At 53.5% G+C, this 14,672-nt stretch carries 11 protein-coding genes, 1 tRNA gene and 2 rRNA genes; 8 read left to right on the top strand and 6 right to left on the bottom strand.

From position 1 onward, the window contains the following. Positions 1–51 precede the first annotated feature (51 nt). From mscL to def, 5 genes are all read right to left on the bottom strand, one after another. Positions 52–468 (bottom strand): large-conductance mechanosensitive channel protein MscL, encoded by a 417-nt coding sequence (gene mscL, locus NYE85_RS02990; protein ID WP_004956137.1) that lies wholly within the window; start codon positions 466–468, stop codon positions 52–54. A 141-nt stretch (positions 469–609) separates the two neighbouring features. Then, positions 610–1,986 carry a Trk system potassium transporter TrkA gene (gene trkA / locus NYE85_RS02985; RefSeq protein ID WP_004956135.1) on the bottom strand — a complete coding sequence of 459 codons (1,377 nt, stop codon included), beginning with the start codon at positions 1,984–1,986 and terminating at the stop codon, positions 610–612. 55 nt (positions 1,987–2,041) lie between these two features. Then, positions 2,042–3,331: a 16S rRNA (cytosine(967)-C(5))-methyltransferase RsmB gene (gene rsmB / locus NYE85_RS02980; protein ID WP_259002852.1), complete on the bottom strand. Its 1,290-nt coding sequence runs from the start codon at positions 3,329–3,331 to the stop codon at positions 2,042–2,044. A gap of 74 nt (positions 3,332–3,405) precedes the next feature. Next, entirely contained in the window at positions 3,406–4,350 is a 945-nt protein-coding gene (fmt, locus tag NYE85_RS02975) for a methionyl-tRNA formyltransferase (protein ID WP_259002850.1), read from the bottom strand. Between the two features lie 17 nt (positions 4,351–4,367). Further along, the gene (def, locus tag NYE85_RS02970) at positions 4,368–4,877 is read right to left on the bottom strand and encodes a peptide deformylase (protein ID WP_259002848.1); all 510 of its coding nucleotides are present in this window, start codon (positions 4,875–4,877) and stop codon (positions 4,368–4,370) included. A 132-nt stretch (positions 4,878–5,009) separates the two neighbouring features. On the opposite strand from def, the gene dprA reads away from it, so the two are divergent. From dprA to aroE, 5 genes are all read left to right on the top strand, one after another. Beyond that, positions 5,010–6,131, top strand: a complete 1,122-nt coding sequence (dprA, locus tag NYE85_RS02965) for a DNA-protecting protein DprA (protein ID WP_259002847.1) — start codon at positions 5,010–5,012, stop codon at positions 6,129–6,131. After that, positions 6,103–6,576 carry a DUF494 family protein Smg gene (gene smg, locus NYE85_RS02960; RefSeq protein WP_198774136.1) on the top strand — a complete coding sequence of 158 codons (474 nt, stop codon included), beginning with the start codon at positions 6,103–6,105 and terminating at the stop codon, positions 6,574–6,576. The genes dprA and smg overlap by 29 nt, the downstream gene beginning before the upstream one ends. A gap of 148 nt (positions 6,577–6,724) precedes the next feature. Next, positions 6,725–7,270 carry a type I DNA topoisomerase gene (locus NYE85_RS02955; RefSeq protein WP_259002845.1) on the top strand — a complete coding sequence of 182 codons (546 nt, stop codon included), beginning with the start codon at positions 6,725–6,727 and terminating at the stop codon, positions 7,268–7,270. 7 nt (positions 7,271–7,277) lie between these two features. After that, positions 7,278–7,835 (top strand): L-threonylcarbamoyladenylate synthase type 1 TsaC, encoded by a 558-nt coding sequence (tsaC, locus tag NYE85_RS02950; RefSeq protein WP_259002844.1) that lies wholly within the window; start codon positions 7,278–7,280, stop codon positions 7,833–7,835. Between the two features lie 11 nt (positions 7,836–7,846). Beyond that, positions 7,847–8,665, top strand: a complete 819-nt coding sequence (aroE, locus tag NYE85_RS02945) for a shikimate dehydrogenase (RefSeq protein ID WP_259002843.1) — start codon at positions 7,847–7,849, stop codon at positions 8,663–8,665. 35 nt (positions 8,666–8,700) lie between these two features. Here aroE and NYE85_RS02940 read toward each other — a convergent pair whose 3' ends face one another. Next, complete coding sequence (locus NYE85_RS02940) at positions 8,701–9,243, bottom strand: gamma carbonic anhydrase family protein (protein WP_259002842.1); 543 nt, start codon at positions 9,241–9,243, stop codon at positions 8,701–8,703. Between the two features lie 509 nt (positions 9,244–9,752). Here NYE85_RS02940 and NYE85_RS02935 point away from each other — a divergent pair. The 3 genes from NYE85_RS02935 (at position 9,753) to NYE85_RS02925 (ending at position 14,526) form a co-directional block, all read left to right on the top strand. Continuing rightward, positions 9,753–11,293 (top strand): 16S ribosomal RNA (locus tag NYE85_RS02935). 85 nt (positions 11,294–11,378) lie between these two features. After that, positions 11,379–11,454, top strand: a tRNA-Glu gene (locus NYE85_RS02930). 243 nt (positions 11,455–11,697) lie between these two features. Beyond that, positions 11,698–14,526 (top strand): 23S ribosomal RNA (locus NYE85_RS02925). The 16S and 23S rRNA genes sit together here with 1 tRNA gene alongside, the layout of an rRNA operon. The last annotated feature ends 146 nt before the right edge of the window (positions 14,527–14,672 follow it).

The following is a 14,672-nucleotide window of genomic DNA, read 5'->3' as shown; positions in this document are numbered from 1 at the left end:
CATTAAAAAAGCCCTCTGTTAACGAGGGCTTTTTATTTATACAAGGATGACTTACAGTTTTGGCTGTTGTTGCTGAGCCAGCAGATCGCGTATTTCAGTCAGCAGTTTTTCTTCAGTGGTAGGTGCTGGCGGAGCTGCGGGTGCTTCTTCCTGCTTACGACGAACTTTATTCATCAGCTTAATTGCCAGGAAGATGGCAAATGCAACAATGATAAAATCAAAAACGGTCTGAATGAACGAACCATAATTCATTACTACCGCTGGAACGGCGCCTTGTGCTTCACGCAAAACCAAATGGAACTGTTTAAAATCGACGCCGCCAATCAGCAAACCCAATGGCGGCATGATGATGTCAGCAACGAATGACGATACGATTTTCCCGAAGGCGGCACCGATAATTACACCCACTGCCAAATCGACCACGTTGCCACGCATGGCAAACTCGCGGAACTCTTTCATCATACTCATAGAACACCCCTCGCAAAATTAATAACACAAGTTTAACAAAGCAATTTCCCTTTGCCACAATAAGTATAAAAAACTTTCCGTCATTTCCTGTGACAACCAATTTTAACGTAAAGCGGCCGTTTTTCGCCTAACGTATTTCTATTAAAGGAAGAACGGACTCGGTTGGAACAGTCGTTCAACATCCGGGACAAACTTTTTGTCGGTAATAAACATAATCACATGATCGCCTTGCTCAATTTTGCTATTGCCGTTGGCGATAATCACGTCATCACCGCGCACAATCGCGCCAATGGTGGTGCCTGGTGGCAATTTGATCTCTTCCACGATACGGCCGACCACTTTGGAAGTACTTTCATCGCCATGGGCGATCGCTTCGATGGCTTCGGCCACGCCGCGGCGCAGGGAGGAAACGCTGACGATATCTGCCTTGCGCACGTGTCCCAATAGTGCAGAGATGGTAGCTTGTTGAGGTGAGATGGCAATATCAATCACGCTGCCCTGAACCAAATCGACGTAGGCGCGGCGCTGGATCAGCACCATGACTTTTTTGGCGCCCATGCGCTTGGCCAGCATGGCGGACATGATATTGGCTTCGTCATCGTTGGTAATGGCAATGAACACATCCACCTGCTCAACGTGTTCTTCGGCCAATAGTTCCTGATCGGAAGCATCGCCGTAAAACACGATGGTGTCATGGAGCTGTTCTGCCAATTCGGCGGCGCGTTGCTGGTTACGTTCAATCAGCTTGACGTTGTAGTCTTTTTCCAGCTTGGCAGCCAAACCGGCGCCGACGTTGCCACCGCCGACTATCATGATGCGTTTATAGGGTTTCTCCAGGCGTTGCAGCTCACTCATCACCGCGCGGATATGCTGGGATGCAGCGACAAAGAACACTTCGTCGCCAGCTTCAATGATGGTGGAACCCTGCGGGCGAATCGGACGATCCTGACGGAAAATAGCGGCCACGCGGGTATCTATATGCGGCATGTGCTCGCGCATGGCCGACAACGCGTTGCCCACCAACGGGCCGCCGTAATAGGCTTTAACCGCCGCGATGCTGACTTTCCCTTCCGCAAAGTTGACAACCTGCAAGGCACCGGGATATTCAATCAGTTTGTAGATGTAATCGATAACCAGCTGTTCGGGAGAGATCAGGTGGTCGATAGGTACCGCTTCAGGTAGAAACAGCTTGTCGGATTCACGGATGTATTCTGGCGCACGTATACGTGCGATGCGGTTTGGCGTATTGAACAATGAATAGGCAATCTGGCAGGCGATCATATTGGTTTCGTCAGAATTGGTGACGGCAACCAGCATATCGGCATCTTCTGCACCGGCCTCACGCAGGACACGCGGGTGTGAGCCATGTCCCTGCACGACGCGCAGATCGAATTTGTCCTGCAACTGACGAAGGCGGTTGGTATCGGTATCCACCACGGTGATATCGTTATTTTCGCCAACCAGGTTTTCCGCCAGAGTTCCGCCGACCTGACCTGCGCCAAGAATAATTATTTTCATCGTGTTCTCTGCTTCACACTGAAAGAGCAGGGCGCGAAGGCACACCCTGTGAGGGTTACATTTTAATCAGCTTAGCGTAAAAGAAGCCATCGCCATCTTCAGGATGAGGAAGGTTCTGTCGACCAGGTTGATGTTCGTTACCGGTTTCTACGCGTTGTGCGTCGGCATTGCGCTGCAAAAAGGCCAATACCTGCTCATTGTTTTCCTGTGGCAGGATAGAGCAGGTAGCATACACCATCACCCCACCGGGCTTCAGATGAGGCCAAATGGCATCCATGATCTCTGCCTGCAGGCTGGCCAGTTCGGCAATGTCGCGATCGCGGCGCAGCCATTTGATATCAGGATGACGGCGAATAACCCCGGTGGCAGAGCATGGCGCATCCAACAGAATGCGATCAAATTGCTTGTCGCCGCACCATTGCTGCGGTGTCCGGCCATCACCCTGCTTGACCTCGGCGCTGAATTGTAGCCGCTGGAGATTTTCATTCACGCGACTCAGTCGCTGTTCGTCGATGTCGACCGCCATCACGTGGGCTTTTGGCGCCGCTTCGAGGATATGCGTAGTTTTGCCGCCAGGGGCTGCGCACAAATCGAGGATCTGCTCGCCATCCTGCGGATCCAGCAGATCGACGCAGCCTTGGGCGGAGGCATCCTGCACGGTGAGCCACCCTTCGGCAAAACCTGGCAGTTGGTCGACCGCACATGGTGACAATAGACGCAGAGCATCACGATATTCCGGGTGTGGCGCGGCGGCGATGCCGGCTTGTTCCAGCAGTTTGAGATATTCATCGCGCGTGTGATGCAGCCGGTTTACCCGCAGCCACATTGGCGGCTTTTGGTTATTGGCCTCGACGATCTGTTCCCACTGTTCAGGATAGGCCTGCTGGATGCGTTTCAATAGCCAGCTTGGGTGCAAATAGCGGCTGTCGTTGTTCGCTGCGCGTTGCAGTAACTGATCCTGCTGGCGTTGAAACTGGCGCAAAACGCCGTTAATCAGTCCCTTTAGCTGTGGGCGCTTCAGTGCAACGGCGCCGTTTACCGTTTCCGCCAGCGCCGCATGCGCAGGAATCCGGGTATACAGTAATTGGTACATGCCTACCATCAGCAGATAGTGCAGCGTGCGTTGTTTACCGACCATCGGTTTGGCCATCAACTGCTGAATGCACCATTCCAGTTGCGGCAAGACGCGTAAGGTGCCAAAACACAGCTCCTGCAACAGTGAGCGATCTTTGTCCGAGATGTTTTTTTGCAATGACGGCAGGATGGTGCTGAGTGACTGCCCCTGATCCAATACCTGGCCGATGGCTTGAGCAGCAATGCTGCGGAGATTGTAATTGTTTTTCATAGGCTAGAGCTGTTGACGATCGGCATAGAATAAAATAAGCAGCCCGGCAGGATCCACCGGGCAATGAAGGCGGCTTATAACCGGTTACCCGGTTTAAACCATTCGCGACGTGAATTCAACAAATCTTGAGCTGACATCGGCTTTTTGCCAGCGGGCTGTAATTGTGTCAGGCATAACACGCCGTCGGCAGTTGCTACCTGAATGCCATTTTTGTCGGCATGGATGATGGTACCCGGCTGTGCATTGCTGCTCTCATCGCTAACCTGAGCCTGCCAGACCTTCACCGGTTGGTCGTCAACGGTGAAGTAACTGACTGGCCACGGATTGAAAGCGCGAATGCAGCGTTCAAGCTGTGCGGCAGAAAGTTGCCAATCGAGGCGCGCTTCGTCTTTGCTCAGTTTTTCCGCGTAGGTCACCAGCGCTTCGTCTTGCACTTCACGTTCGACGGAGCCGTCGGCCAGCTGTTGCAATGTGGTCAGCAAACCCTTGGGTCCCAGTTCGGCGAGTTTGTCGTACAGACTGGCACTGGTATCCGTGGCTTCAATGGGGCAACTGATTTTATGCATCATGTCACCAGTATCAAGACCGACATCCATTTGCATGATGGTCACGCCGGTTTCGCGATCGCCGGCCCACAGGGAGCGCTGGATCGGCGCGGCACCACGCCAGCGCGGCAGTAGCGAACCGTGTACGTTGATACAGCCGAGGCGCGGCATATCCAGCACCGCTTTTGGCAAAATCAGACCGTATGCCACCACCACCATCACGTCAGCCGCAAGCGTTGCAACCAGTTGCTGGTTTTCTTCTGGGCGCAGTGACTTGGGTTGGAAGACCGGCAGATGATGCTGTTCAGCCAGCACCTTGACCGGGCTTGGCGTCAGTTTATTGCCACGGCCGGCAGGGCGATCGGGCTGGGTAAACACGCCGACTACCTGATGCCCAGATGACAACAGCGCGTCAAGATGACGCGCTGCGAAGTCGGGTGTGCCGGCAAAAATAATGCGTAAAGAGTCAGACACGTTGATTCCCTGAGTGGTTAGGCGCGCGCTTGCAGCTTGGCCATTTTTTCCAGTTTCTGACGAATACGCTGGCGTTTTAGTGGCGACAGATAATCGACAAACAGTTTGCCGACCAGGTGATCCATTTCATGCTGGATACAGATGGCCAACAGATCGTCGGCAGCCAGCTCGAATGGGTTGCCGTTGTAATCCAGCGCGCGGATTTTTACCTTTTCGGCACGCGGCACCAAGGCACGCTGTTCAGGGATGGACAGACATCCTTCTTCAATGCCGGTTTCGCCGCTTTGTTCCAACAGTTCCGGGTTAATCAGCACCAGACGCTGATCGCGAGTTTCGGAAACGTCAATGACGATAATGCGCTGATGGATATCCACCTGAGTCGCGGCCAGACCAATGCCTTCCTCTGCGTACATGGTTTCAAACATATCATCCACGATGCGCTGGATATCAGCATTGACTTCTTGTACCGGGGCTGCAACTTTGCGCAACCGCTCGTCTGGGAAATGTAATACCTGCAAGACTGACATATATCTTTAGATCTATATCCGAGTAATAAAGAGAGTTTAATGTCTATTCTAGACATTTCCCGCCCTGATTGACAGCATCGTCTAACAATTGCACAGATAGGTAATACCAACGCTAACGGCGAGGAACGCGCGATGATTCCAGAGGAGATGGGATTACGACTGCATGCGGTATCGGGGCTCGGCGCGGGGGCGGCAAGCGAGGTCTTGCGGCAGTTGGTCGCGACTGGGGAACCACCTTGCCGCATGCTGCGTGCACTGGGCCTGAACGTCCGCCAGTGTGAACAGTTTGAGCGTCTGGACTCGCGCTATCTGACCGCGACGCTGGCTTGGTTGGAACGTCCCGGGCACAGGATGCTGACTTTCGGTTCGGCGGGATATCCAGAGCGGCTTTCGCATATCGTCGATGCGCCCTTTGTACTGCTGGTGGACGGTTGCGTTGAGGCGTTGCAGTTGCCGCAAATCGCCATGGTGGGCAGCCGTCAATACAGCCATTACGGTGAACGTTGGGCGGCATACTTTGCCAGCGAGTTGGCGCATTGCGGCTATGCCATCACCAGTGGTCTGGCACTTGGCATCGACGGTATCTGCCATCGTGCTGCACTTGACGCACAGGGTGTCACGATTGGCGTATTGGGGAGCGGACTGGCCAACATTTCGCCGCGCTGTCATCGTCGGTTGGCCAGGCGCATCGTCGAGCAAGGTGGCGCGCTGTTGTCCGAGCATCTGGTCACCGACTTGCCGTTACCGGCACATTTCCCTCGGCGTAATCGCATCATCAGTGGCTTGAGCCTTGGCGTGCTGGTGGTGGAGGCCGCTTTACGCAGTGGTTCGCTAATTACTGCCCGCCTGGCGCTTGAGCAGGGGCGCGACGTTTTTGCCTTGCCAGGCGCCTTGGGTAATCCAATGAGCGCGGGAACACACTGGTTGATCCAGCAGGGCGGTTATCTGGTCACCGAGCCAAAAGACATAGCAGAGCAGCTCGGCAGCGGCCTGCATTGGTTGGCAATGGAGGAAAAAACAACTATTTCTGCTTCAGAAGCGGAAGTTGAATTGCCATTTGCCGATGTGTTGGCTAACGTAGGAGATGAGGTGACACCTGTTGACGTCGTCGCTGAACGTGCCGGCCAACCTGTGCCAGAGGTGGTAATCCAATTACTCGATCTGGAGTTAGCAGGATGGATCGCAGCTGTACCCGGCGGCTATGTCCGAATAAGGAGGGCAAGCCATGTTCGACGTACTCATGTACTTATTTGAAACGTATATCCACAATGAACCAGAAATACGCGTCGATCAGGATAAACTGACCGATGATCTCGCCGAGGCGGGGTTTCATCGAGAGGATATCTACAACGCGTTGAATTGGCTTGAAAAACTCGCAGACTTGCAAGAAGGTGAGAACGCGCCGTATTTTATGGGCGCCGATCCGCTGGCGATGCGATTCTATACCGAAGAAGAAAGCGTGCGTCTGGATGCCAGCTGCCGTGGTTTTCTTCTGTTCCTTGAACAGATCCAGGTATTAAACCTCGAAACCCGTGAAATGGTTATCGATCGCGTTATGGCGTTGGATAACGAGGAATTCGATCTCGAAGACTTGAAATGGGTGGTGTTGATGGTGCTATTCAATATCCCAGGTTACGAAAGTGCCTATCAGCAAATGGAAGAACTGTTGTTTGAAGTAAACGAAGGCTATTTGCACTGAGCCGATAACACGCATATACCCGTATACTTCAAGATACAGGTGCGTTGGCTTCCCTTGCTGCCCCTGGTGACGCAGCCTCTGTACGCCTCGGGGATTTGCTGCGTCGCCGCCTTCCTGTAACTCGAATCATGTAGGGTATAAAGTAGTTATGACAAAAACAGCGATTTTTGCCGCCAGGCAAAATGAACCCTGCCCGGAATGTGGGGCCGAGCTGGTGATCCGTAGCGGACGTCACGGCCCTTTCCTAGGCTGTTCTCATTATCCAGACTGCGAATATATACGTCCGCTGAAAGCCCAGGCGGACGGTCATATTGTTAAAGTACTGGAAGGGCAATATTGTCCAAAATGCCAGGCGACGTTGGTGTTACGCCAAGGGCGCTATGGCATGTTCATTGGTTGTAACAACTACCCTGAATGCGATCATACTGAAGTAATCGACAAACCGGACGAAACCAGCATTGCCTGCCCGCAATGCGGCCAGGGCAAATTGCTGCAGCGCAAATCACGCTATGGCAAAGTGTTTCATTCCTGCGATCGCTACCCGGAATGCCAGTTTGCCCTCAATCTTAAACCCGTCGCCGGCGAATGCGCGTATTGCCATTATCCGTTGCTGATGGAAAAGCGTACGGCCAAGGGGATAATCCTCTGCTGTGCCAGTAAACTCTGCGGAAAAGCGGTCACAACGACAGAATAACGACATCATGAGCTTAGAATTCACCTCAATTATTACAGCATTAAACAACCAGCAGGTTATTGCCTACCCAACCGAAGCCGTGTTTGGCCTGGGTTGTGATCCTGATAGCGAACGGGCGTTGCACGAACTACTGGCCTTAAAGCAACGGCCTTGGGAAAAGGGACTGATCCTGATTGCTGCCGAATACGACCAGTTGCTACCCTATATTGATGACAGCCAGCTCAGCGAGTCGCAGCGCACGGCGATATTCGCCAGTTGGCCGGGACCGGTCACCTGGGTGATCCCGGCGAAACCGACCACCTCAACGTTGCTCACCGGACGTTTCAATTCGTTGGCGGTACGCGTTAGCGATCATCCTTTGGTACAGCAGCTGTGCCGTGAATTCGGTAAGCCATTGGTATCGACCAGCGCCAACCTCAGTGGGCAAGAGCCCTGTCGGAGCGCCGGTGAGGTGCAGCAACAGTTTGGCGCCGCTTTCCCGGTGTTAGCCGGCAACGTTGGTGGCCGCCTTAACCCTTCAGAAATCAGAGATGCATTGACCGGCGAGCAGATCCGTCAGGGCTAGAGGAGCGGTGCATGGACAAGTTTGCGGTATTTGGCAACCCGATTGCTCATAGCAAGTCGCCGCGCATTCATGCGCTGTTTGCTCAGCAAACCGGGATTGCGCATCCCTACGGCACGGTACTGGCTCCGGTCGATGATTTTGCCGGTAGTTTGCAGGCGTTCATTGGTGCCGGCGGAGAGGGCGCCAATATTACCGTACCGTTTAAGGAACAGGCATATCAACTGGCAGATGAGTTGACCGAACGTGCAGCAATGGCCGGCGCGGTGAACACCCTTAAACGGCAGCATGATGGGCTGCTATTGGGAGACAACACCGACGGCATTGGTCTGTTGAGCGATCTGGAGCGTCAGGGATTGATCAATCCCGGCGATTGCATCCTGCTGGTGGGGGCCGGAGGTGCCGCTCGCGGCGTTATACTGCCGTTGCTTTCCTTCGGCTGCAAGGTGGTGATAACCAACCGCACCTTCAGTCGGGCACAAGACCTGGCGCAGGCCTTCCGCCACCTCGGAGAGATTGTGGCGTTGCCGATGGATCAACTCGATCAACAGAAATTTGATTTGCTGATCAACGCCACCGCATCAGGTATCAGCGGAGAAGTACCTACGCTGCCTGTTAGTATTATGGGAGCGCAGATCCGTTGTTACGACATGTTTTACCAACGCGGTTTGACGCCGTTTCTGGCGTGGGCACAACGGCAGGGCGTAACGCAATCTGCCGATGGCTTGGGTATGCTGGTGGCGCAGGCGGCACATGCCTTTTTGCTGTGGCATGGAGTTATGCCGCAGGTTGAACCGGTGCTGCAGCAATTGCGCAAGGAACTGGCAGGCTGAAAGAAACCCGTTCCCGCACAGGAACGGGTGTCTGATCAAATATCCTCAGACAGGTAATCATCTTTCCAGCGGACGTAGTTATTGGACGAGTAGCGCAGCCCTTCCAACTCGGCCGACGTCAGCGGTCGTACCTGCCGCGCAGGGCTGCCCATATATAAGTAACCGCTTGTCAGGCGTTTCCCTGGCGCCACCAGGCTGCCAGCGCCAATCATGACGTCGTCTTCTATTATTGCGCCATCCAGTAAAATCGATCCCATTCCCACCAATACCCGGTTGCCGATCGCGCAGCCATGCAGCATGGCTTTATGTCCCACCGTCACGTCTTCGCCAATTAATAGCGGGTATCCCTGCGGGTTATGTTCCGATTGATGGGTTACATGCAACACGCTACCGTCCTGAATGTTGCTGCGTGCACCGATCTTGACGGCGTTAACGTCGCCGCGGATGGCCACCAAGGGCCAGATGCTGACGTCGTCGGCCAGTTCCACGTTGCCGATCACCACGCTGGAAGGATCGACCATCACGCGTTGGCCGATCTGTGGGGTGTAATGAAGGTAAGAACGAATTGCATCAGACATGGTAAGCCTCACGTCGGGATCATAATTACCGGCAATACTAGACGCTGGCGATGGAATTACAACCAATCAGCGGCGCAGATCCTACGTAAAATAGCCCCGATCGTGCAAGATCCGGTCGAAAGGGCGGAAAAGTGTGCAAACGATAAGAAAAGATCAAAAAAGGGGTTGTGCAAAAAACTCGGATCCCTATAATGCGCCTCCATCGACCGGGCACAACGGCAAGTGATTCACTTCACAAAGCGGCCGGGACGAAAGAGAAAAAATCCTGAAAAAACGGGTTGACTCTGAAAGAGGAAAGCGTAATATACGCCACCTCGAGTTAACAAGCTTCGGCGCGTAACTCACTGCTCTTTAACAATTTATCAGACAATCTGTGTGGGCACTCACAAGACGATATCCAGCTGCTTTGGCAGCAAAAAAATATCAAGTCTTGAAGAGTGACTACTGAAGTAAAATTCATTTAGTGAATCTTTGAGCACCGCTTCACGAGTTGAAGCAAATCAAGCTTTTAATTGAAGAGTTTGATCATGGCTCAGATTGAACGCTGGCGGCAGGCCTAACACATGCAAGTCGAGCGGTAGCACAGGAGAGCTTGCTCTCTGGGTGACGAGCGGCGGACGGGTGAGTAATGTCTGGGAAACTGCCCGATGGAGGGGGATAACCACTGGAAACGGTGGCTAATACCGCATAACGTCTACGGACCAAAGAGGGGGACCTTCGGGCCTCTTGCCATCGGATGTGCCCAGATGGGATTAGCTAGTAGGTGGGGTAACGGCTCACCTAGGCGACGATCCCTAGCTGGTCTGAGAGGATGACCAGCCACACTGGAACTGAGACACGGTCCAGACTCCTACGGGAGGCAGCAGTGGGGAATATTGCACAATGGGCGCAAGCCTGATGCAGCCATGCCGCGTGTGTGAAGAAGGCCTTCGGGTTGTAAAGCACTTTCAGCGAGGAGGAAGGCCAATAGCTTAATACGCTGTTGGATTGACGTTACTCGCAGAAGAAGCACCGGCTAACTCCGTGCCAGCAGCCGCGGTAATACGGAGGGTGCAAGCGTTAATCGGAATTACTGGGCGTAAAGCGCACGCAGGCGGTTTGTTAAGTCAGATGTGAAATCCCCGCGCTTAACGTGGGAACTGCATTTGAAACTGGCAAGCTAGAGTCTCGTAGAGGGGGGTAGAATTCCAGGTGTAGCGGTGAAATGCGTAGAGATCTGGAGGAATACCGGTGGCGAAGGCGGCCCCCTGGACGAAGACTGACGCTCAGGTGCGAAAGCGTGGGGAGCAAACAGGATTAGATACCCTGGTAGTCCACGCTGTAAACGATGTCGATTTGGAGGTTGTGCCCTTGAGGCGTGGCTTCCGGAGCTAACGCGTTAAATCGACCGCCTGGGGAGTACGGCCGCAAGGTTAAAACTCAAATGAATTGACGGGGGCCCGCACAAGCGGTGGAGCATGTGGTTTAATTCGATGCAACGCGAAGAACCTTACCTACTCTTGACATCCACGGAACTTGCCAGAGATGGCTTGGTGCCTTCGGGAACCGTGAGACAGGTGCTGCATGGCTGTCGTCAGCTCGTGTTGTGAAATGTTGGGTTAAGTCCCGCAACGAGCGCAACCCTTATCCTTTGTTGCCAGCGGTTCGGCCGGGAACTCAAAGGAGACTGCCAGTGATAAACTGGAGGAAGGTGGGGATGACGTCAAGTCATCATGGCCCTTACGAGTAGGGCTACACACGTGCTACAATGGCGTATACAAAGAGAAGCGAACTTGCGAGAGTAAGCGGACCTCATAAAGTACGCGTAGTCCGGATCGCAGTCTGCAACTCGACTGCGTGAAGTCGGAATCGCTAGTAATCGCGAATCAGAATGTCGCGGTGAATACGTTCCCGGGCCTTGTACACACCGCCCGTCACACCATGGGAGTGGGTTGCACCAGAAGTAGCTAGTCTAACCTTCGGGAGGACGGTTACCACGGTGTGATTCATGACTGGGGTGAAGTCGTAACAAGGTAGCCGTAGGGGAACCTGCGGCTGGATCACCTCCTTACCTAATGATATTCGATTGTGCAGTGTCCACACAGATTGTCTGATGAAAAGTAACGAGCAAAAGCGTCATAAAAGTACGGTGTCGTGTCCCCTTCGTCTAGAGGCCTAGGACACCGCCCTTTCACGGCGGTAACAGGGGTTCGAATCCCCTAGGGGACGCCAACTGCTTAGACCCTCCCGGTGAAAGCGGCGGTCCTGGTATCCTGTGACGATACCCCCATATCTCAAAACTGACTTTCGAGTCATGTTTGAGATATTGCTCTTTAACAATCTGGAACAAGCTGAAAATTGAAACATGACGGCTGAAACTTGTCCCCCGTGCAGTACCGGGATGAGGAGTAACCTGTCATAGAGTCTCTCAAATGTAGCAATGCGACGATGTCGAAAGACACCTTCGGGTTGTGAGGTTAAGTGACTAAGCGTACACGGTGGATGCCTAGGCAGTCAGAGGCGATGAAGGGCGTGCTAATCTGCGATAAGCGTCGGTAAGGTGATATGAACCGCAATAACCGGCGATACCCGAATGGGGAAACCCAGTGTGTTTCGACACACTATCATGTCATGAATACATAGTGGCATGAGGCGAACCGGGGGAACTGAAACATCTAAGTACCCCGAGGAAAAGAAATCAACCGAGATTCCCCCAGTAGCGGCGAGCGAACGGGGAGGAGCCCAGAATTAACTGTGAGTTCGATGAGTAGGACGGGACACGTGACATCCTGTCTGAATATGGGGGGACCATCCTCCAAGGCTAAATACTCCTGACTGACCGATAGTGAACCAGTACCGTGAGGGAAAGGCGAAAAGAACCCCGGCGAGGGGAGTGAAATAGAACCTGAAACCGTGTACGTACAAGCAGTGGGAGCACCTTCGTGGTGTGACTGCGTACCTTTTGTATAATGGGTCAGCGACTTATATTTTGTAGCAAGGTTAACCGAATAGGGGAGCCGTAGGGAAACCGAGTCTTAACTGGGCGTCTAGTTGCAAGGTATAGACCCGAAACCCGGTGATCTAGCCATGGGCAGGTTGAAGGTTGGGTAACACTAACTGGAGGACCGAACCGACTAATGTTGAAAAATTAGCGGATGACTTGTGGCTGGGGGTGAAAGGCCAATCAAACCGGGAGATAGCTGGTTCTCCCCGAAAGCTATTTAGGTAGCGCCTCGTGAACTCATCTTCGGGGGTAGAGCACTGTTTCGGCTAGGGGGCCATCCCGGCTTACCAAACCGATGCAAACTCCGAATACCGAAGAATGTTATCACGGGAGACACACGGCGGGTGCTAACGTCCGTCGTGAAGAGGGAAACAACCCAGACCGCCAGCTAAGGTCCCAAAGTCATGGTTAAGTGGGAAACGATGTGGGAAGGCACAGACAGCCAGGATGTTGGCTTAGAAGCAGCCATCATTTAAAGAAAGCGTAATAGCTCACTGGTCGAGTCGGCCTGCGCGGAAGATGTAACGGGGCTAAACCATGCACCGAAGCTGCGGCAGCGACGCTTAGGCGTTGTTGGGTAGGGGAGCGTTCTGTAAGCCTGTGAAGGTGGCCTGTGAGGGTTGCTGGAGGTATCAGAAGTGCGAATGCTGACATAAGTAACGATAAAGCGGGTGAAAAGCCCGCTCGCCGGAAGACCAAGGGTTCCTGTCCAACGTTAATCGGGGCAGGGTGAGTCGACCCCTAAGGCGAGGCTGAAAAGCGTAGTCGATGGGAAACAGGTTAATATTCCTGTACTTGGTGTTACTGCGAAGGGGGGACGGAGAAGGCTAGGCTAGCCGGGCGACGGTTGTCCCGGTTTAAGCGTGTAGGAGGGTGTTCCTGGTAAATCCGGAACGCCGTTAACTCTGAGGCGTGATGACGATGCACTACGGTGCAGAAGTGGTTGATGCCAAGCTTCCAGGAAAAGCCTCTAAGCATCAGGTAACACGAAATCGTACCCCAAACCGACACAGGTGGTCAGGTAGAGAATACCAAGGCGCTTGAGAGAACTCGGGTGAAGGAACTAGGCAAAATGGTGCCGTAACTTCGGGAGAAGGCACGCTGGCGCGTAGGTGAAGTCCCTTGCGGATGGAGCTGAAGCCAGTCGCAGATACCAGCTGGCTGCAACTGTTTAATAAAAACACAGCACTGTGCAAACACGAAAGTGGACGTATACGGTGTGACGCCTGCCCGGTGCCGGAAGGTTAATTGATGGGGTCAGCCGCAAGGCGAAGCTCTTGATCGAAGCCCCGGTAAACGGCGGCCGTAACTATAACGGTCCTAAGGTAGCGAAATTCCTTGTCGGGTAAGTTCCGACCTGCACGAATGGCGTAATGATGGCCAGGCTGTCTCCACCCGAGACTCAGTGAAATTGAACTCGCTGTGAAGATGCAGTGTACCCGCGGCAAGACGGAAAGACCCCGTGAACCTTTACTATAGCTTGACACTGAACATTGAGCCTTGATGTGTAGGATAGGTGGGAGGCTTTGAAGCGTGGACGCCAGTCTGCGTGGAGCCAACCTTGAAATACCACCCTTTAATGTTTGATGTTCTAACTCGGCCCCATAATCTGGGGTGAGGACAGTGTCTGGTGGGTAGTTTGACTGGGGCGGTCTCCTCCCAAAGAGTAACGGAGGAGCACGAAGGTTAGCTAATCACGGTCGGACATCGTGAGGTTAGTGCAAAGGCATAAGCTAGCTTGACTGCGAGAGTGACGGCTCGAGCAGGTGCGAAAGCAGGTCTTAGTGATCCGGTGGTTCTGAATGGAAGGGCCATCGCTCAACGGATAAAAGGTACTCCGGGGATAACAGGCTGATACCGCCCAAGAGTTCATATCGACGGCGGTGTTTGGCACCTCGATGTCGGCTCATCACATCCTGGGGCTGAAGTAGGTCCCAAGGGTATGGCTGTTCGCCATTTAAAGTGGTACGCGAGCTGGGTTTAGAACGTCGTGAGACAGTTCGGTCCCTATCTGCCGTGGGCGTTGGAAGATTGAGAGGGGTTGCTCCTAGTACGAGAGGACCGGAGTGAACGCACCACTGGTGTTCGGGTTGTCATGCCAATGGCACTGCCCGGTAGCTAAGTGCGGAAAAGATAAGCGCTGAAAGCATCTAAGCGCGAAACTTGCCTCGAGATGAGTCTTCCCTGGGCCTTTAAGGCCCCTGAAGGAACGTTTAAGACTAAGACGTTGATAGGCTGGGTGTGTAAGTGCAGCGATGCATTGAGCTAACCAGTACTAATGATCCGTGAGGCTTAACCTTACAACACCGAAGGTGTTTTAGAGCGAATGATTTTCAGCAAAGTTCCGAGATTGGTTCGGGTGGTTACGGGAGTAACGGCCGGAATGAAACAGAATTTGCCTGGCGGCAATAGCGCGGTGGTCCCACCTGACCCCATGCCGAACTCA

Source organism: Serratia sp. AKBS12, assembly GCF_024793895.1.
In the GTDB taxonomy this organism is placed as follows: domain Bacteria; phylum Pseudomonadota; class Gammaproteobacteria; order Enterobacterales; family Enterobacteriaceae; genus Serratia_F.
This window is presented reverse-complemented; position numbering and strand designations above follow the sequence as displayed.